Source organism: Pediococcus ethanolidurans, from assembly GCF_964062635.1.
Taxonomy (GTDB): Bacteria; Bacillota; Bacilli; order Lactobacillales; family Lactobacillaceae; genus Pediococcus; species Pediococcus ethanolidurans.
Genome location: NZ_OZ061250.1, coordinates 1,752,216 through 1,772,849 on the forward strand (window position 1 = coordinate 1,752,216; position 20,634 = coordinate 1,772,849).

The 20,634-nt window shown below is 37.5% G+C and carries 16 protein-coding genes and 1 pseudogene; 14 read left to right on the forward strand and 3 right to left on the reverse strand.

Features of this window, described 5'->3' with window-relative positions; genetic code table 11:
• The first annotated feature begins 4 nt into the window (after positions 1-4).
• Positions 5-871, forward strand: coding sequence for an IS3 family transposase (locus tag AB3219_RS08645; protein ID WP_260365132.1), 867 nt, complete (start codon positions 5-7; stop codon positions 869-871).
• 255 nt (positions 872-1,126) lie between these two features.
• On the opposite strand, the gene AB3219_RS08650 is transcribed toward AB3219_RS08645, so the two are convergent.
• Positions 1,127-2,557: an MFS transporter gene (locus AB3219_RS08650; RefSeq protein ID WP_216762758.1), complete on the reverse strand. Its 1,431-nt coding sequence runs from the start codon at positions 2,555-2,557 to the stop codon at positions 1,127-1,129.
• A gap of 259 nt (positions 2,558-2,816) precedes the next feature.
• A pseudogene (locus AB3219_RS08655) lies at positions 2,817-3,165 on the reverse strand (type I glyceraldehyde-3-phosphate dehydrogenase); the annotation flags it as partial.
• 304 nt (positions 3,166-3,469) lie between these two features.
• Between AB3219_RS08655 and ylqF the strand changes: the two are divergent.
• From ylqF to AB3219_RS08695, 8 genes are all read left to right on the forward strand, one after another.
• Positions 3,470-4,348, forward strand: a complete 879-nt coding sequence (gene ylqF / locus AB3219_RS08660; RefSeq protein WP_216754248.1) for a ribosome biogenesis GTPase YlqF — start codon at positions 3,470-3,472, stop codon at positions 4,346-4,348.
• On the forward strand, positions 4,317-5,093 hold the full coding sequence (locus AB3219_RS08665) for a ribonuclease HII (protein ID WP_260365607.1): 777 nt from the start codon (positions 4,317-4,319) through the stop codon (positions 5,091-5,093). Before ylqF ends, AB3219_RS08665 begins: the two co-directional genes overlap by 32 nt.
• A 34-nt stretch (positions 5,094-5,127) precedes the next feature.
• The gene (dprA, locus tag AB3219_RS08670; protein WP_216754246.1) at positions 5,128-6,033 is read left to right on the forward strand and encodes a DNA-processing protein DprA; all 906 of its coding nucleotides are present in this window, start codon (positions 5,128-5,130) and stop codon (positions 6,031-6,033) included.
• Positions 6,034-6,087: 54 nt separating this feature from the next.
• Entirely contained in the window at positions 6,088-8,163 is a 2,076-nt protein-coding gene (gene topA / locus AB3219_RS08675) for a type I DNA topoisomerase (protein WP_216754245.1), read from the forward strand.
• 90 nt (positions 8,164-8,253) lie between these two features.
• Positions 8,254-9,162 carry a tyrosine recombinase XerC gene (gene xerC, locus AB3219_RS08680; RefSeq protein ID WP_216754244.1) on the forward strand — a complete coding sequence of 303 codons (909 nt, stop codon included), beginning with the start codon at positions 8,254-8,256 and terminating at the stop codon, positions 9,160-9,162.
• A gap of 18 nt (positions 9,163-9,180) precedes the next feature.
• A complete protein-coding gene (hslV, locus tag AB3219_RS08685) occupies positions 9,181-9,723 on the forward strand; it encodes an ATP-dependent protease subunit HslV (RefSeq protein WP_216754243.1) in 543 nt (180 codons plus the stop codon).
• 11 nt (positions 9,724-9,734) lie between these two features.
• Positions 9,735-11,153, forward strand: a complete 1,419-nt coding sequence (hslU, locus tag AB3219_RS08690; protein ID WP_057805532.1) for an ATP-dependent protease ATPase subunit HslU — start codon at positions 9,735-9,737, stop codon at positions 11,151-11,153.
• Between the two features lie 19 nt (positions 11,154-11,172).
• Positions 11,173-12,051 carry an aldose 1-epimerase family protein gene (locus AB3219_RS08695; protein ID WP_216754242.1) on the forward strand — a complete coding sequence of 293 codons (879 nt, stop codon included), beginning with the start codon at positions 11,173-11,175 and terminating at the stop codon, positions 12,049-12,051.
• 50 nt (positions 12,052-12,101) lie between these two features.
• Here the strand turns inward: AB3219_RS08695 and plsY are convergent, their stop codons facing one another.
• Entirely contained in the window at positions 12,102-12,704 is a 603-nt protein-coding gene (plsY, locus tag AB3219_RS08700) for a glycerol-3-phosphate 1-O-acyltransferase PlsY (RefSeq protein ID WP_057805672.1), read from the reverse strand.
• A gap of 183 nt (positions 12,705-12,887) precedes the next feature.
• Here plsY and parE point away from each other — a divergent pair, with 183 nt between their 5' ends.
• From parE to AB3219_RS08725, 5 genes are all read left to right on the forward strand, one after another.
• A complete protein-coding gene (gene parE / locus AB3219_RS08705) occupies positions 12,888-14,888 on the forward strand; it encodes a DNA topoisomerase IV subunit B (protein WP_367369403.1) in 2,001 nt (666 codons plus the stop codon).
• 17 nt (positions 14,889-14,905) lie between these two features.
• Complete coding sequence (gene parC / locus AB3219_RS08710) at positions 14,906-17,371, forward strand: DNA topoisomerase IV subunit A (RefSeq protein ID WP_367369404.1); 2,466 nt, start codon at positions 14,906-14,908, stop codon at positions 17,369-17,371.
• A 203-nt stretch (positions 17,372-17,574) separates the two neighbouring features.
• A complete protein-coding gene (locus tag AB3219_RS08715) occupies positions 17,575-18,540 on the forward strand; it encodes an IS30 family transposase (protein WP_016526705.1) in 966 nt (321 codons plus the stop codon).
• A 115-nt stretch (positions 18,541-18,655) separates the two neighbouring features.
• Positions 18,656-19,621, forward strand: a complete 966-nt coding sequence (locus tag AB3219_RS08720; RefSeq protein ID WP_216754240.1) for a LysR family transcriptional regulator — start codon at positions 18,656-18,658, stop codon at positions 19,619-19,621.
• Between the two features lie 26 nt (positions 19,622-19,647).
• The gene (locus AB3219_RS08725) at positions 19,648-20,574 is read left to right on the forward strand and encodes a manganese-dependent inorganic pyrophosphatase (protein ID WP_057805637.1); all 927 of its coding nucleotides are present in this window, start codon (positions 19,648-19,650) and stop codon (positions 20,572-20,574) included.
• The last annotated feature ends 60 nt before the right edge of the window (positions 20,575-20,634 follow it).

Genomic DNA, 20,634 nt, shown 5'->3' on the forward strand with positions numbered 1-20,634 from the left:
AATCATTACCGCAGCTCACCAGGCAGCTAAGAATCACAATATAAGTGATGTTTGTCACGCCCTTAAGATCCCACGTTCTACTTTTTATAAAAATTCTATTTGTCATGTATCGAATCAAGAAAAGCGCCGCAAACGCTTTAAAAAATTGATTAAAGAAATTTATTTTGCTTCTGGACGTCGTTACGGAGCACCTAAAATTGCTAAAAAGCTGCAACATTGTGGTGAAAAAGTTTCTGAAAAATTTATTGGCAATTTAATGCATGAATTAGGATTGTGCTCCATCATTCGAAAAAAGTATACTTGGCATCCAAAGAAACAAAAAATTGAAGAACGGGAAAATATTATTGATCGTGATTTTTCAACTAAATCAATTAATCAAAAATGGGCAACAGACATAACTTATATTCACACCTTGCATGATGGTTGGCTGTATCTCTCATCAATTCTTGATTTGCACACGAAAAAAATTATTTCATGGAATCTTAGTTTAAACATGACTAATGAACTAGTTCTAAAAACTCTTAACCGGGCAATTATTAAATATAAGCCAAGTAATCTGATTGTTCATACAGATCTAGGATCTCAATATACAAGTAACGAGTTTGAATCAAGGCTTAAAGAGCTTAAAATCAAACATTCTTTCAGCCATAAAGGCTGTCCATACGATAATGCAGGTATAGAATCATTTCATGCGACCTTAAAGAAAGAAGATGTTTACCCACAAAAAGACAAATACAAAGATTTTAAATCAGCTAGAATCCAGCTTTTCAAATATATTGAAGGCTTTTACAATAGTCGCAGAATTCATGGAGCCCTTAATTTTATTACACCAAATGAGGCAGAACGACGAGCTCTAAGTGGAAGTATTTAAGTTGTGTTTTTGTGTGGAAGCAATTTATTGCTTCCTGCCAAATTAACAATACCATTCGTTAATAAGTCAAGGCCGCTGGAAGCGCCTCGCAGAGGTTTGCCTTGAGATTATTAACGAATGGTGTTACTGAATTAAAAATATATCAAAAAAGAAATTCTATGAAAAAGTGTCCACGTTCTTGACAGAAATCCAATAACCAAAAAATACCTTTAAGCGAGGTAGCACGGTTGTTGATTGATCATACTATTGAGACTTTTAACACTGTTCCTTCTTTAGATTTTCATAAACCGTTAGACAGAGGGTAAGCAAGCAAAGTAGTGCTCCTATGAAAAAAGAAGTTCGAAATCCAAACATAAAGATCGCTGGATGACCAGTTGGGTAGGTCAATACCTTTTTTTTGGAAATAAAGCTCATTGCGTTAAATAGAATGGTTGTTGACAACGTAACACCGATTATCATGCCAAGTTCTCTTGCTAAAGAGTACAGGCTTCCGCCGATTCCAAGATACTTATTATCATTAATCGAGGTCATGACAGCGGTGTTATTTGGTGATTGAAAAAGACCATTTCCAAAGCCAAGTAAGACAAGCACGAGAGCAACTGACACCATAGATACTGATAATCCCCAGAAAGCACGTATTATTTGAGATAGTCCGAGAATAAAGGCTCCACTTAGAAGTAACTTATGAGGTCCCATTTTATCAGTCAATATTCCTGATAATGGTGAAATGACTATCTGAACGAGGGGAAAAATCATTAGAATGATACCGGCCTTATATGCAGAGAAGCCACGTTCGTTCTCGAGATAAAAAAGCATGATTATATTGGAAAAAAAGACGATAACAAAGTTGATGCACCCACTAATTAATCCCACTGAAAAACTTCGACTTGAAAAGAGCGATAGGGGAATTAATGGAGTAGTCGTGTTTTTTTCGAAGTGAATTAATGATGCTAAGAGAAAAATCGTAGCAAAAAGTGCCGATACTACTGGGAGGTTTATAAAACCAATTTGTTGGGCAAGGTTCATGGTTATATAAAAGAAAATAATTGATAGGACCATCGTGATAATACCTGACCAGTCGAGTTGTATTTTTGTTTCAGTTAAATCGTTTGGAAGAGAATAGAGACCGATTAAAATTGCCAAAGTACCAACTGGAACATTGATCCAAAAGATATATCCCCATGGTAAAAAACTTAGTATCAACCCGCCAACAGCTGGACCAGCGATGGAACCAATAGATGTAAATGCAGCAAATAATCCGAGAGCGCGACCTCTCTCATTAATTGAGAATACTTCGGAAATGATTCCCATACTATTGGCCATTGTCATTGCAGCACCAACGCCCTCTATGACTCTCGCTATGAGTAGCAATTGAAAGTTGACATCAAAACCAGCTAGAAATGAACCAAGTGTAAAGAGAATAGTACCAGTTCTATAAATTTTAACCTTTCCAACAAAATCTCCTATACTTCCCATTACAAGCAGTAAGGCACAAATAACAACCAAATATATAGATACAATCCATTCAGCTTTACTCATCGATAGGGTAAGATCGTGGGAAATAACTGGAAGTGCAACATTGATGATTGAAGTATCTAATGTTGCCATAACTGCATATAATCCAATTGTGGTAATCGTCCACCACCGTCTTTTTTGAACTTTTGGGTCCTTTGTAAAATCATTCAAAATGTTCACCCACCTTTTAAGTTTTCCTAACTGATTTTCTATTATAGAAGTAATCTGTTGATCGTTGGTTGAAACATTTGTCAGTTTGATATAACGAAAATGAAATGTATAAATAAGCGCTGCTTTTCGATAAGAGCGACGCTTATTTTAGAGATTCATAGTATTAACGATAAATGGATTCAAGGTTGACTATGCGTTTTATATATTACTGTGCCAAATGTTAAGCGAATTGTGCAAATTTCCGTAATGTTCGAATTATCTAGCAAATAAAATCATATTCGTTATCATACCAAGCAACAATTTTGATAATTTGTGTATCACCGACCGTAGCGACCTTGGTTTGAGTCGGTTCAAATATAGAACCGTATGTTGAGTTGATGATATCACTAGAAAAAATTTAATCTTCATTCCATTCAAATGATTCGCTGCTATCAGTGTAAAGCTTGATATGTTGGTTAGTTTTTTCAACGGTCACTGCTTGTCTTCAAAATCGTGACTAGCTCAGTTAACGAACCATCAGCAACTGGGACTCGTTGAACATAAACTTTAAATTTTTCATTTAGATTTGGTAGAACGAAGCCAATAGATTTAACGGATCCTGGTGAGTGGGAATGGTGCTAAACAGTCGGTCACATATGAATCCGCTATTGAAATTAAGCAAAGCAATTTTAAAAATGTTAAAATAAAGTTTGCTATCCAGATTTCATTTTTACTTACTTGATGTCTAAACTCTCATAAAAATCAAACGTACGATGCTTGAAAAAATTGAATATGAATAATCGTTACTCACAATATTTTATGACAAATAATTTTAATCAAATTCGTCGTATTATTAATAATGTACATCAAGTAATAACAAATTAAACATAAAGATGAAAGCTCAATCCCTCAACTCGAAAGGAGTTACACAACATGGCAACAATCCAATGGTATCCAGGTCATATGGCCAAAGCAATTCGTGAAATTCAAGAAAAATTACATCTAGTTGATATTATTTTTGAACTAGTTGACGCACGTCTTCCTGAATCTTCAAGAAATCCTAAGGTCAAAGAAATTATTCAACAAAAACCACACTTATTAATTTTAACCAAAAGCGACTTGGCTGATCCGCTAGTTACTAAACAATGGTTAGATTATTATCAAAGTCAAGGACAGCAAGCAATTGCCGTTGATTCACGCGTTCGGACAATTGAAAGAGACATTCAAAAACCAGCACAGACAATTCTCGCCCAACAATTAAAAAATCAAAGCGACCGAGGGCTCCAGCAACAGACAATTCGTGCTGTTTGTGTTGGCATCCCTAATGTTGGGAAATCAACCTTACTTAATCACTTGGTAAATAAAAAAATTGCTAAAACTGCCGATCGTCCTGGAGTGACTAAAAATCAGCAGTGGCTAAAATCCAAAAATGGGCTAGCGCTTTTAGATACGCCCGGAATTTTATGGCCTAAATTTGAAGATCAGGCGGTAGGTAAAAAATTGGCATTTACTGGTGCGATCAAAGAAAGTCTTTTTGCCAGCGATGACGTTGCCTTATTTGGTCTCGAAGTTTTTAGAACTTATTATGCAAAAACTTTAAAGGAACGTTACAAGCTTAACGATCAAGACCTTCAACTTTCTACACCCGATTTATTGCTAAAGATTACAAAATTTCTTGGTATGGGTGATGACTACGATCGCGCAAGTAATCGAATTATGTTAGATGCTCGTAAAGGCAAGCTAGGACGGTTTACTTTAGAACGGGTTGAGGATCTTGAAAATGGAAAAACAACTAACAGTAAATGCAATTAAAGGTCAATTAGCCTTGATCAGACAAGACGACGATCCAATTTTTACGCTTTATAAAAATGATTCCCGGATTGGTGTTCAGAAATTATTAAAACAAACACATGAAAAAATTCAAAAACATCAAATTTTAGTTGATCAGTTTCAGCAACGGTTAAAACTAGAACAAAAAGCTTGGCAGAATGGGATGAATTTAGTTGCCGGAATTGATGAAGTTGGTCGTGGCTGTCTGGCAGGTCCAGTTGTCACTGCAGCTGTTATTTTACCTCATGATTTTTCGGTTATTGAAGTCAATGACTCTAAACAATTATCACACCAAACAAGAGAACGACTTTACCCGCAAATTATTGAAGCAGCCACTGCCATTTCTATTGGCGTATCTTCACCAAAGATAATTGATCAAATAAATATTTTGCAAGCTACTAGACAGGCCATGAAAAAAGCCGTTCTTAGTCTATCTGTAACACCAGATGAGCTCTTAGTTGACGCCGTTGATGTGCCAGTAAACATCCCTAAACAACGAATGTTCAAAGGGGACGCAAAAAGTGCTAGTATTGCTGCAGCAAGCATTGTGGCCAAAGTTTACCGAGACCATTTAATGGGTATTTACGACCAACTTTATCCAGGATACGATTTTTACGAGAACATGGGATACGGTACTGCCAAGCATCTTGAAGGACTCGAAAAATTGGGCGTCACACCAATTCATCGGCTTACTTTTTCACCGGTCAATCATTTCATAAAAAAATAAGTTGTTTGCGTATCTTTCTTTTGAGGTGGAAGATATGCAACTTAAGAAGTTTTTAATAAAATTACATTTGTGTAAGGGAATTGGTTGTCACAGCGAAGCAAAATTCTGGAATTGGTGGCAAACGTATCACAGTAATGAAACAAACTGTGACCTGACGGTTTCAGACTTAGTTAGTTTAGGGTTCATTAGGCCTCAAAACCGAACCCAATTTTCAAATGATTTTACTTCAACTCGATTAGAGACTGCTGTGAAGCGGCACTTGTCTGAGGTTAAAATATTAGCAATTTGTGACCCTAATTATCCGACTCAATTAAAAGAGGCTTACTTGGCTCCAATTATTCTCTTCTATCAGGGAACATTGGAGCTTTTAGAATACCCACTTTTAGGTGTAGTAGGTGCTCGCCTTGCTAACCAATACGGCCAGGATAGTTTGCAAGCACTCTTGCCAACAGTAATCGAGCAAAATATTGCCGTTATTAGCGGACTAGCCGCAGGAATTGATGAATTATCCCATAAGGAAACGTTACGTCAACATGGTTATACAATTGGCGTAATTGGAACTGGTCTAAATCGTTATTACCCTAGAAAAAATATGGCACTGCAAAAATACATGGCTAAAAATCAATTGATTTTGTCCGAGTATCCACTTGACTCAGGACCCCAAAGGCACCACTTTGTTGAACGGAACCGAATTATTGCAGGACTTTGTGAAACTCTGTGCGTAATTCAAGCCAAACAGCGTAGTGGTAGTTTAATTACCGCCAACCTTGCTCTGCAAAACAACCGGAATGTGCTTGCTGTTCCAGGTAAAATTAATGATTCGCTTTCGGTCGGTTGTAACGAATTAATTGTTGCGGGAGCAAAACCGGTTCTGAATTCTAAACATATAATAGAAGAGTTTCGATTTGACAGAATTCCAAATATGAAATACGATTACTAGGAATTAGCACCAGTTAGGGTTTTTAAACTACATCAAGTCAAAAGGAGTTTGGTTATGGCTACAAAAACCAAAAAGAAACTCGTCATTGTGGAATCTCCTTCAAAAGCAAAGACGATTGAAAAGTATTTAGGCCGAACGTACAAAGTAATTGCAAGTTTAGGTCATATTCGCGATTTACCAAAAAGTAAAATGGGGGTTGATGTTGACCATGACTTCGAACCTCATTACATTTCAATTCGTGGCAAGGGCGATGTTATTAAGAATTTACGTTCAGAAGCTAAAAAGGCTAAAAAAGTTTACTTAGCTTCTGATCCTGATCGTGAAGGGGAAGCCATTGCCTGGCATTTATCTTATTTATTAGGATTGGACACCAAAGATAAGAACCGGGTTGTCTTTAATGAAATCACTAAAGACGCTGTAAAAAATGCGTTTAAAGAACCACGATCAATTGACATGAGCTTAGTTGATGCTCAACAGGCTCGTCGTGTTTTAGACCGGCTTGTTGGTTATTCTATCAGTCCCTTGTTATGGAAAAAGGTTAAAAAGGGGTTAAGTGCTGGTCGTGTTCAGTCCATTGCGTTAAATTTAATTATTCAACGAGAAAATGAAATCAAAGCTTTTAAACCTGAAGAATATTGGACCATCGATAGTGAGTTCCAAAAAGGCAGACAAAAATTTCAGGCTTCTTTTTATGGTGAAAACAATAAAAAATTAGCTTTGGCTGATAATGATGCGGTTCAAAAAGTTTTACAAAAAATTGATAAAAAACAACCTTTCGAAATTACTAAAGTTGTTAAAAAAGAACGGAAACGTTTCCCAGCTCCGCCATTTACCACCTCATCGATGCAACAAGAGGCTAACCGAAGATTAAACTTTCGAACTCGAAAGACAATGATGGCGGCACAACAATTATATGAAGGAATTAATATAGGTAAAGAAGGCACAGTTGGCCTTATTACCTATATGCGTACTGATTCAACACGAATTTCTTCGATTGCTAAACATGAGGCTTCGGTATTAATCCATGAAAAGTATGGCGCTGAATATGCGGCAACAAAACCACGAAAGGGCAAAATGCCTGAGGGTGCTCAAGATGCCCATGAAGCTATTCGACCTTCTTCAGTTAGAAGAACACCTGAAGAACTAAAGAGTTATCTTTCAAAGGACCAGTTTAGACTGTATAGCTTGATTTGGTCTCGCTTTATGGCAAGCCAAATGACGCCTGAAATCATGGATACAATGTCCGTTTCATTAGAGCAAAATCACATTAACTTTAGAGCTAATGGTTCCAAAACAAAATTTGCTGGCTTTACAACTATCTATAAAAATGCAACGGATAAAGATAACATTCTTCCTGATTTGGCAGAGGGTGACTCAGTTAAGTTAACCAAAACTGACCCGGCCCAACATTTTACACAACCACCTGCTCGTTATAGCGAAGCCAATTTGATCAAAGCACTTGAAGAAAACGGAGTTGGCCGTCCTTCAACGTATGCGCCAACACTTGATACGATTCAACGTCGTTACTATGTGAAACTTGTTGCACGGCGTTTTGAACCAACTGAACTCGGTGAAATTGTCAATAAAATTATCGTTGAATTCTTCCCAGATATTGTAAATATCACATTCACTGCAGATTTAGAAAGTGAATTAGATGGTATTGAAGAAGGTAAAGAAAACTGGGTTGAAGTGGTTGATGAATTTTATAAACCATTTTCTAAAGAAGTTGCCCATGCTGAAGAAAACATGGAATCTGTCCAAATCAAAGATGAACCAGCTGGTTTTGACTGTGACATCTGTGGTTCACCCATGGTTGTTAAGATGGGACGCTATGGCAAATTCTTCGCTTGCTCACGTTTCCCAGATTGTCGTAATACTAAAGCAATCGTTAAAGAAATCGGCGTTATCTGTCCAAAATGTCATAAGGGTCAAATCATTGAGAGAAAGTCAAAGCGTGGCCGTATCTTTTATGGTTGCTCACGCTATCCGGACTGTGAGTTTGTTTCGTGGGATAAACCAATTGGCCGTGATTGTCCAAAGGATGGTCATTTCTTAGTCGAAAAGAAGGTCAAGGGTGGCAAACAAGTCCTTTGTCCTAATGGCGATTATGAAGAAGCTGTTCAAAAATAAATAATTCGCAAACTCTGAGCGTTTGACGGGGTTTGTTATTGAGTTTTCCTCCGTACTTTGCTAAAGTGGCAAGTGTATGGAGGTTTTATTATGGAGCAAGACGACATCAAATTATTTCTTGAATATCTGCGCGTAGAACGTCAGTATTCTGATGATACCATTAAGGCTTATCGTAGTGATTTAGAGGAGTTTTGTACGTTTTTAAAACAAAACGGTGGTATGAAGCCATTTAAACAAATCGATCATCTGGATATAAATGTTTTTATGACGGATTTATTTGATCGTAAATATAGTCGAACGACGATCTCTAGAAAACTGTCAAGTTTACGCTCGTTTTACAACTTTCTTGCCAAAAATGATTTGGTATCCAGCAATCCTTTTGCAGGTATCAAATTAAAAAAACATCAAAATCAATTACCTCGTTTCTTTTATCAAAAAGAGATGGATGCACTTTTTAAAGCAGCAAAATCGGATTCGCCGTTAGCATTACGGAATAGTGCCTTGTTAGAAGTTTTATACGGTACGGGTATTCGAGTTAGCGAATGTGCCAATCTTAAATGGAAAAGTATCGATTTTGAATTAAAAATGATGCTCATTCGTGGTAAAGGTGACAAGGAACGCTATGTTCCATTTGGTGAATATTGTTTCAATGCACTGAAAGATTACCAGACTAACTGCCGCCAACCGCTTATGACAAAGTATCATAAGCAACATGATTTTGTTTTCGTAAATCATTATGGTGATCCCATTACCTCAACGGGAATTGAGTATGTTTTAAATCAAATTATCAAACAAAGCAGTCTTACCAGCCATATTCATCCGCATATGTTGCGCCATACTTTTGCAACACAGCTACTGAATAACGGGGCAGACCTCCGCACCGTACAGGAGCTATTAGGACACAGCAGTTTATCAACAACTCAAATCTATACACATGTAACCCCAGAAAATTTGCAAAGCAACTATCGTAAATTTTTCCCCCGGGCTACACACGAGTAGCGAAAGGAAGAACAATTAATGCCAGTAAAATTTGAAGCAACAACAATTATCGCGGTTCATAATAACGGAACTAACGCCATGGCTGGGGACGGTCAAGTCACAATGGGCGAAAAATATATTATGAAAGGTACCGCCAAAAAAATTCGTCGTATTTTCAACAATGAAGTCGTAGTAGGCTTTGCGGGAAGTGTTGCCGACGCTTTTAACTTAGAAGATAAATTCGAAAAAAAGCTCACTGAATATTCTGGTAATTTACAACGCGCTTCAGTAGAACTTGCCCAGGCTTGGCGAAGCGACCAGAACTTACAAAAACTAGAAGCCATGCTCATTGTAATGAACAAGGACGAAATGTATTTGGTTTCTGGTAGTGGCGAAGTTATCGAACCAGATGAAGGGATCTTAGCAATTGGATCAGGTGGTAACTTTGCCCTAGCTGCTGCTAAAGCTTTAAAGAAACATGCTCAACAGTTATCTGCACGTGAAATTGCTGAAACATCAATTAATGTGGCTGGTGATATTGATATCTTTACTAACCACCATGTTATTTCTGAATCATTTTAGGAGGACTTATAATGGCTGAAATTGATAAAACACCAAAACAGATTGTTAGCGAACTTAATGAATACGTCATCGGACAAAATGCTGCCAAAAAGGCCGTTTCGATTGCTTTACGTAACCGTTACCGCCGTTTACAGCTTTCTCCAGAAATGCAAACAGACATTACTCCCAAAAATCTGTTAATGATTGGACCAACAGGTGTTGGAAAAACAGAGATTGCTCGCCGTTTAGCCAAAATTGTTGATGCGCCTTTTGTGAAGGTAGAAGCTTCAAAGTTTACAGAAGTCGGCTATGTGGGTCGTGACGTGGAATCAATGGTCCGTGATCTTGTCGACGTTTCTGTTCGAATGGAAGAAAAAAGTCAGTTTAAAAACGTCAGAGTAGAAGCTGAAAAGCGTGCTGACAATCGCTTAGTAAAACTTTTAGTTCCCGCCGTTAAGAAAGATAATAAGCAAAAACAGAACGGAGTTGATTTTCAAAACTTAATGAGTATGGTTGAAAAAATGCAACGCGGTGAAACTCCCGAAAATCCAACTCAACCAGAAGAAGTAAGTGATGAGGTGCGTGATCAACGACTTTCTGTTGCAGAACAGTTAAAACGTGGACTTCTTGAAAACCACGAAGTTACTATTTCAATGGATGACCCCCAACAAAAAACCGGTATGAATGGTATGATGGGACAAATGGGTATCGATCTTGGAGAATCATTGGGACAGATGTTACCTAAAAAGAGAATTCAGCGCACCCTTCCTGTGTCTGAAGCTCGCGAAATACTGGTTCGTGAAGAATCAGATAAATTAGTTAACCATGGTGACCTTTATCACGATGCAATTAAGCGTGCTGAAAATACCGGTATTGTGTTTATTGACGAAATTGATAAAATCATTGCTAAGTCAAAGCAAAATTCTGGTGAAGTTTCTCGTGAGGGTGTTCAAAGAGATATTTTACCAATTGTTGAGGGATCTGAAATCAATACAAAATACGGTGTTATTAACACTGATCATATTTTGTTCATTGGCTCAGGGGCCTTTCACGATTCGAAACCAAGTGATTTGATTGCTGAATTACAAGGTCGTTTCCCAATTCGGGTTGAATTAAATGATCTATCAAAAGAGGACTTTGTCAAAATTCTAACAGAACCAAATAACGCCTTAGTTAAGCAGTACATTGCTTTAGTTGGCACGGACAACATCAAATTAACATTTACCATTGAAGCCATTAACAAAATCGCGGAAATTGCTTATAATGTTAACCATGAGACAGAAAACATCGGCGCTCGTCGTTTGCATACTATTTTGGAAAAGTTATTGGAAGATATTTTGTACGAAGGTGCCGATATGGAAATGGGTGATATTACCATTACAGAACATTATGTAGAAGAAAAGATTGGTGACATTGCTGGTAATAAGGATCTTAGTCAATATATTTTATAGATAAATGGGGTTTGAATTAATGGTTACATTGCAAAATGAATATTTAAAAGTAGAAATAAACGAACTTGGTGCCGAGTTAACGAGTGTGAGATCGTTAGATAACGATTTAGAATATATTTGGATTGCTGATAAAAAGGTTTGGGGTAGACATGCTCCGATTTTATTTCCGATTGTTGGCCGTCTAAAAGATGATCATTACAAATACGAGGGAACAAACTACGAAATGCATCAACATGGTTTCGCTCGTGATTCTATTTTTGAAGTCGTTGACAGTAACGATACACATGCAACTTTAAAATTAATTGACAATGATAAAACGCACAAAATGTATCCATTTGAATTTGAACTTGTTGTAAGTTTTGACTTAAAAAATCATGAACTACAAGAAACTTATCGCGTATATAATCCTGATGCTGAAAATCATCTCTTGTTTTCTGTTGGTGGCCATCCAGGCTTTAATACTAATCTTGGCAAAGATCAGACTTTTGAAGATGTAAAACTAAGTGTAGCGCCTAAACAAAGCTATACTCAAATTCCATTAAAAGCACCGTTAAATGATGCTAAGAATGCATTTCCAGTTGATTTTACCAAACCATTAGCGTTAACACATGAAACGTTCAAAGATGATGCGCTCATTCTTGAATTACATGATCCTGAAACAACACTTATGTTAGATAATTCGAAAAATGATCACGGCGTTGCATTAACAGTTAAAAATGCACCTTACGTTGGCATTTGGTCTCCGTATCCTGCACAAGGAAACTTTGTTTGTATCGAACCTTGGTGGGGAATTGCAGACAATGTTGACAGTACTGGCGAACTAGAAGAAAAAATGGGAATGAATGATTTAAAACCTCAAAGTGAAGCTTCACAAAGTTTTGAAATTTCTTTCTTTTAAATGAGTCAAAAGAAAAGAGGATGTCACAAATGTGGCAGCCTCTTTCCGTTTTATGAGTTTTTATTTTTCATATGATGATACCAATAACCAAATGGAATTAAACTTTCGGTTCCATTTTTCAAACGCTGGATGTTCTCTCGATGACGGTAAAATATAAAAAAGGTTAATGCAACCGCCACACAAGTTAAAATTAGATCATGGTAAAACAATGACCAAATACTAATAATGATCATAGCTGACATGCTTGCCACGCTAACCCTGCTAGTCAAAAATACTAAAATAGCAAAAACGGCACAGGCAATAATAAAGAACGGCGGATTATATGCAAGTAGGATTCCTGCACTTGTTGCAACCGCTTTACCACCTTTAAAATGATCAAAAACAGAAAACGTGTGACCTACAATTGCAGCCAACCCAATTAATAGCGGGTTTACGTGCGGTGTTTGAAATAAATATGGTTGACTCGCAGCTAAGGTTCCCTTTAAAACATCCATCACCAAAACCACTGTACCGGCTTTAGGTCCAAGAACACGAAAAGTATTAGTTGTTCCAATATTCCCGCTACCTGATTGCCGAATATCAACATTAAAGAATTTTTTTCCAATCATCACTCCGGAGGGAATCGATCCAAGTAAATAAGCGATGATTAACATTGCAATAATTTTAAGCAAAAGTTTTGCCCTCTTTTCAATTGAGAATCACCTGTAATTTTAGCATGTTTGAAATTCGATTCCAATGTTTGTTTTGACGTATGTTATATTAAGTAAGATAGTATTTTCAGATTTTTTTAAATAAGGTATGATAAGTAAGAATTAATAGTAGAAAGGGTATTTGAGATGAGTAAACGTAGTTCAGCAGAATACAACGATTCCTCGATTCAAGTTCTACACGGTTTAGAAGCCGTGCGTAAACGTCCCGGAATGTACATCGGTTCAACCGATTCAAGAGGATTGCATCATCTTGTTTATGAAATCGTTGATAACGCCGTAGATGAGGCACTTGCTGGTTTTGGAAAAGAAATTAATGTGACCATTCATAAAGATAATAGTTTAACCGTCACCGATAACGGTAGAGGTATGCCGGTTGGTATGCATGCTTCCGGAATTCCAACTGTTGAGGTCATTTTTACGGTTCTTCATGCTGGAGGAAAATTCGGTCAAGGTGGATACAAAACATCCGGTGGTCTTCATGGTGTCGGCGCCAGTGTTGTCAACGCTTTGTCTGAATATCTGACTGTTGAAATTGTACGTGAAGGAAAAAAATATCAAGAAAAGTTTAAGAACGGTGGTCATCCCATTGGCACCTTAAAAAAGATTGGTAAAACCAAGCAACCCAATGGAACGGTTGTCACTTTTAAACCAGATCGTAAAATTTTTACTACCACCGTATTTAATTTCAACACTTTATCAGAACGTTTGCGGGAATCTGCTTTTCTTTTAAAGGGTGTGAAAATCACTTTAACGGACGAACGAGAAAATCAGGAACAAACTCAAACTTTCTTATACGAAGAAGGAATTAAAGAATTTGTCGACTATTTAAATGAGGATAAAGACACTTTGGGTGATGTCCTTTATTTTGATGGTTCAAAAGACGGTGTAGAGGTTGAAATTGCTGCTCAGTATAACGATGGCTATTCAGAGAATGTTTTATCCTTCGTTAATAATGTGCGCACTAAAGATGGTGGTACGCATGAAGTTGGTATGCGCTCTGGTTGGACAAAAGCTTTCAATGAATATGCACGTAAGGTCGGCCTTTTAAAAGAAAAGGATAAAAACCTTGAAGGAAGTGACGTCCGTGAAGGCTTGTCGGCCGTTATCTCACTTAGAATTCCTGAGAAAATTCTAGAATTTGAAGGTCAAACCAAAGAAAAATTGGGAACCCCAGAAGCTCGAACGATAGTAGACAATGTGGTTAATGAACAGTTACTTTTCTATTTAATGGAAAATGGCGAATTCGCCCAAATGTTAGTTCGAAAATCACTAAAAGCACGTGAAGCAAGAGAATCAGCCCGTAAAGCCCGTGATGCTAGCCGTAGTGGAAAAAAACGTAAAAAAACCGATCGTCTTTTATCAGGTAAACTAACCCCGGCACAGTCCAAAAATGCAGCCCGTAACGAGCTTTTCCTAGTAGAGGGTGATTCTGCCGGCGGTAGCGCTAAACAGGGACGAGATCGCAAGTTTCAGGCCATTTTGCCGTTACGTGGAAAAGTTTTGAATACTGAAAAAGCAAAACTAGATGACGTGATGAAAAATGAAGAAATCAGTACCATGATTTATACGATTGGTGCGGGCGTTGGTGCTGAATTTAAAATTGAAGATCGCAACTATGACAAGATCATCATTATGACCGATGCCGATACCGATGGCGCTCATATTCAGATTTTGTTACTGACTTTCTTCTATAAATATATGCGTCCTATGATTGATCAAGGGCATATTTATATTGCTCTACCACCCCTTTATCGTTTGCAAAAAGGGAAGGGGAAAAAATTAAAAACTGTTTATGCCTGGACTGATGAAGAACTTGATAAAGCTTCTAAAGAAATTGGCCGGGGATTTGCCTTACAGCGGTACAAAGGTCTTGGTGAAATGAATGCCGACCAACTCTGGGAAACGACTATGAACCCAGAAACTAGAACTCTGGTTCGCGTTAGAATTGACGATGCAGCCTTAGCTGAGAGACGGGTCACAACTTTGATGGGGGATAAAGTTGAACCCAGGCGAAATTGGATCGAAGATAATGTTGAATTTTCTCTTGAAGAAGAAGGTAGCATTTTAGATAATGAAGCCGTAAATGTGGCTCATGAAGATGAATTTAAAGACGAGGATAAAAAATAGGGAAGGGAGGAAATAATTTGCCAAGTTCAAAAAATGAAAATACACATAAAATTCAAGAACTGACGTTAGAAGACGTTATGGGCGACCGCTTCGGTCGTTATTCAAAATATATCATTCAAGAACGGGCATTACCTGATGTCCGTGATGGTTTAAAACCGGTTCAACGTCGTATTTTGTATGCTATGAATCAAGATGGTAATACTTACGATAAAGGTTTTAGAAAATCGGCTAAATCTGTAGGTAATGTTATGGGTAACTTTCATCCCCATGGAGATAGTTCCATATATGAAGCCCTTGTCAGAATGAGTCAAAATTGGAAATTGCGTGCACCTTTAATCGAAATGCATGGAAATAATGGTTCGATTGATAATGATCCACCTGCAGCGATGCGTTATACAGAGGCTCGTCTAAGTAAAATTGCGAGCGAAATGTTAAAAGACATTGACAAAGAAACTGTCGACTTTGTTTTAAACTTTGACGATACAGAATATGAACCAACTGTTCTACCAAGTCGTTTTCCTAATTTACTTGTTAATGGAGCCACAGGAATTTCCGCTGGTTACGCAACTGATATCCCACCACACAACTTAAATGAAGTTATTGATGCATTGTTGTACCTATTAAAGCATCCTGATGCTTCACTTGAAAAATTAATGGACTTTGTAAAAGGACCTGATTTCCCAACCGCTGGTATCATACAGGGATTAGATGGGATAAAAAAGGCTTACCAAACTGGCAAAGGACGAATTGTTGTTCGAGCAAGAACTCAAATCAACGCTTTACGCGGTGGTAAATCCCAAATTGAAGTTTCGGAAATTCCCTATGAAGTAAATAAGGCTCAATTGGTTAAAAAAATTGATGAGATTCGCATTCTCAAGAGGGTTGATGGCATTGTTGAAGTTCGCGACGAATCGGATCGAAAGGGCTTATCAATTGCCATTGAACTTAAACGCGATGCGGATGCAACTGGAATTTTAAATTACTTATTCAAAAATACAGATTTACAAATTTCGTATAACTTTAATATGGTTGCTATCAATCATAAACGACCTGAACGCCTTGGATTAAAAGCGTTTTTACAAGCTTATCTAAGTTTCCAAAAAGAAGTTATTACTAAACGAACTGAATTTAGTTTAAAAAAAGCTCAAAAGCGTCAACACATTGTTAAAGGTTTAATTAAGGCGCTTTCCATTCTTGATAAAGTTATTGCAACTATTCGCGGAAGTAAAGATAAAAAAGATGCAAAAACTAATTTAGTAGAAAAATACGCTTTTACTGACGAACAGGCTGAAGCAATTGTTTCCTTACAGTTATACCGGTTAACAAATACTGATGTGACAGCCTTAGAAGCTGAATCTGCCGAACTGGACAAACATATTGCTGAATATAAAGAAATTTTAAATAGCGAAGTTGCGTTGGCTAAAGTTCTCCGCTCAGAATTAAGCAGTGTCAAAAAAGAATATGGTTCACCACGATTGACAGAAATTCAGGATGAAATTGAAGAAATTAAAATCGATCGTAAAGTTGTCGTTCCTGAAGAACAAGTTATGGTGCTTGTCAGTCATGACGGTTATTTGAAACGAAGCTCTTTGCGCTCTTACAATGCCTCCGGTGAAGACAATGGGCTTAAAGACGAGGACTATCCCATCTTCCAGGAACAATTAAGCACTTTAGATCATTTAATGATGTTTACTAACAAGGGCAATCTTATTTCTCGACCCGTACACGAATTAACAGATTCCAAATGGAAAGATACTGGTGAACACATTTCTCAAACAATTGGTTTAGGTGATGACGAACGAATCATCAAAACATTTGCCTTCCATTCACTGAAAGAAAATGGCGAGTTTTTGATGGCTACCAGTGATGGCTATATCAAACGAACAGAATTCTCCAATCTTACACCAGGTAGAAATTATAAAAAGCATGCGGCTGTGTTCATTAAATTGAAACAACCTGAAGCGGTAGTGGTTAACATTTCGTTTATTCCTAAAACAGTTGAACAAACCGTTATGCTCATTTCAAAACGCGGTTACGGTTTACGTTATGATCTTGCCGAAATTCCAAGCATCGGCGCACGAACTGCTGGTGTAAAATCAATGGATCTTCGTGAGGACGAGGTTACAAACGTGCAATTGGTTAACGAAAGCGACCAAGTGGGCTTAATTACACAACGAGGTGCATTTAAAAAAATGGCTGTTAAAGAAATTCCAGTAACTAGCCGTGCCCGTCGTGGTATTTTAGTTCTTCGTGAATTAAAGAGCAATCCGCACCGAGTGGTTGATTTTGTAAGACTAGAAACTCACGCGGTGTTAGAAGTTCGAACTACGAGAGCAACGTTACATGATATTATTGCGGATGAACACCCACTAAGTGCACGTTACTCAAATGGTTCGTTTGTGATTGACACAGATGCCGAGGGAGAACCGGTATCAATGGCACTCAAAGCTACGCCAATTGTTGCGACGACTACTAAACATTAGAGTATCTTTCGTTGATTCATTTAAAAATGGTGCTTTACAAAAATTCAAAAAATTGACAAAGCCTTTATTAGCGACGAAATAGTGTTTGGATTTCTTAAGTTAACATTTTTGTATGACCCGGTTTGTAAAATTAAGTTAGAAATTTAAAAAGCCATTTGTGATAGACTTTTGAGTGTCAAAATCAAAAGAAAGGCTGATCACAAATGACCTATACTCATCTTACTATAGACGAACTTGCCACAATTTATTCTTTTTGGAAACTCGGTAAAAAGGCTTATCTAGTGGCCCCAGCGCTCCATCGGAGTGCTGAAACTGTGTATCGTATTTATCGGTTTCTTGACGCTGGCGGTACGATTATTGATTACCAATGCCACTATCGAAAGCATAAACAACATTGTGGGCGTAAACCAATTCAACTACGCCCTGATGAACTGGCCTATATTCAAGCCAAAACTCAAGCTGGTTGGCAACCAGATACCATTATTAATCGCCAAGAACGGGCTTTCAGCTGTGGGGTTCGAACCCTTTACCGCCTTTTCAAACGCGGTGTTTTGGGGTTGTCGACCAAAGATTTACCGATGCACGGCAAACGGCACCCTAATGGTTACATTGAACGCCGTGGGAAAGCGGGTCAATTGGGCAGGGATTTAAAGAATCGTTATCAGGACTATCCTAATTTTAATCAAGAATTCGGCCATTTAGAAGGTGACACGGTTCAAGGTAAAAACCATCAGGGTGCGGTAACCACGCTGGTTGAACGACAAACTAAGGTCGCAATTGTGCTGAATTCGCATACCAAGTCGGCACACGATGTCAATCGTAGTTTAGCAGGATGGCTTTCGAAGCTGCCACGACACCTATTTAAGTCAATTACGTTTGACAATGGTAAGGAGTTCGCCGGTTGGCGAACCATTGCTAACCAATTTGATTTAAATATTTACTTTGCCGCTGTCGGAGCACCCAATCAACGTGGTTTAAATGAGAACACCAATGGTCTGCTGCGTAAAGATGGTTTACGTCACAATCTTATTATGGACCAGCTATCAGATGGATTTGTTCAAGCAGTTGCCAGTCGACGAAACCACATCCCACGAAAAAGTTTGGGTTACCAGACACCTCTGGAAGCATTCATCAGTCAGATTACAGATGAACAGTTAAAAAATTTCTAACTTAATTTGACAATTCGGGTGACAAAATTCTTGAAATATTCACGTTTAACCATTAGAATAATTATAGTTATTATTTAAATCAAATTATAATCATTAAAACTAAAGGAGAAACGGAATGAAGTCAAAACAAGAAACTATTTTTTCATCTAAAACACTAACTTATTTCCTTCAGTTGGCTGATACCATGAATTACACCCAGGCTGCTCAGATTTTAGGTATCACTCAGCCCGCTTTAACACAACAAATTAAAAAACTTGAACACACTGTAGGTGCACCGCTATTCTATTCAGTAGGAAAGAAATTACGATTATCTGATGCAGGCTACACAATGTTGAAGGCTACTCATAATATCAATGCCGTTTTAAATCAAGCTACTGATGAAATTCAACAATCAACTTCACCAACTAAGGGTGAAATTAACATTGGTATGTTGGCATCGATTGAATCACGTGTATTTGAAGATTTCATCACCAAGTATTATGAGATGCAACCAGATGTTATGATTACCTTTCACACACTAACTCGAAAAGAAATTTGGGAACGTCTGGAAAACAATCGCATTGATTTAGCCATTATGTATTTACCAGATGACAGTATTAAAAACTGGAAACCCTATGAATCACGCAAGATTCTTAATGAAGATTTGCTTTTTATTCATCATGATAAGAAATTATCTAAACAAAAGAAAATCAAATTAAAAGATACACTAAATGCTAACTGGGTTACTTATCCTGAAGGTTATTATTTAGATGGCGTTTTACGGGAATCCTATAAGAATCAATTGGTTGACATACCCAAGAGTGTGGCTCGTTTTACAACTCCGGATCAAATTCGTCGCTTTGCTGAAACCGCAGAAGTCAACACAGCATTGCCGGCTTCATACGTCATTTCACATCCAGGATCAGACAATACCTGGATGGCAAGGTTTGATCCTGCCATCAACTTTGATTTAAGTTTTGTCTTCAGAAAAGATAAAGATGAAATTCCACGAATCAGTTCATTCTTATCTGCATTTGATGAGTATTTAAGTGAAGAAAGCTACACAGAACGTTTACGAAAAATGATTGGTAACCAAAATTAAAAATTTTAAAGGAGTTTTTGTTAATCATGAGTAAAGAACTAGTTTTTGGTCATAAGAATCCAGACACAGACGCCATTAGTTGTGCCATTGAATACGCCTACTTAGCAAACAAATTAGGTGATGAGGTTGAGGCCGTTGCACTTGGAAAAACAAACAACGAAACAAATTTTGTTTTGAATCGTTTTAATGTCAAGGCACCTCGTGTGATTACTAAGGCTAAACCAGAAGTTGACTCAGTTGTGCTTGTTGATCATAATGAGGCTATTCAAAGTGTTGATGACTTAGCTGATGTCACCGTTACAAGTGTCATTGATCATCATAAAATCAACTTTACTTCTGCACAACCACTGTTTTATCGTGCAGAACCAATTGGTTGTTGCAGCACAATCATTTATAAAATGTATTTGGAAAATAACGTTGAAATTCCTAGCAACATTGCTGGTTTAATGCTTTCTTCAATCATTTCAGATACTTTACTTTTAAAGTCACCAACAACAACAGATGACGAACGTAAAGCTGTTCCTGCTTTAGCAAAAATTGCGGGTATTGATGACTATGAAGCCTACGGAATCGAAATGTTAAAGGCTGGTAGTGATGTTAATGATCGTAGTGCTACTGACATCCTTGAAGGCGACGCAAAATCCTTTGAAATGGGTGGCGAAACTGTCAGAATTGGTCAAGTCAATGCCGTTGACTTAAATGATGTCTTCAAGCGTCAATCAGAATTAGAAACCACAATGACTGATTTAATGGCTAGCAAGTCATATGATTTATTCTTACTTCTTGCAACAAATGTCCTTACTAGTGATTCAGAGTTACTGGCACTAGGCAAGGGAACAGATGTGATTGAAAAAGCATTTAACACGAAATTTGATAATCATCGTATGAGTCTTCCTGGTGTTGTGTCACGTAAAAAACAAGTTGTGCCACCATTAACAAAAGCTTTTGATTAATTTCATATTTTAAACTCCAGAATCTCGACTTAGCTAATAGCAGTTGAGATTCTTTTATTC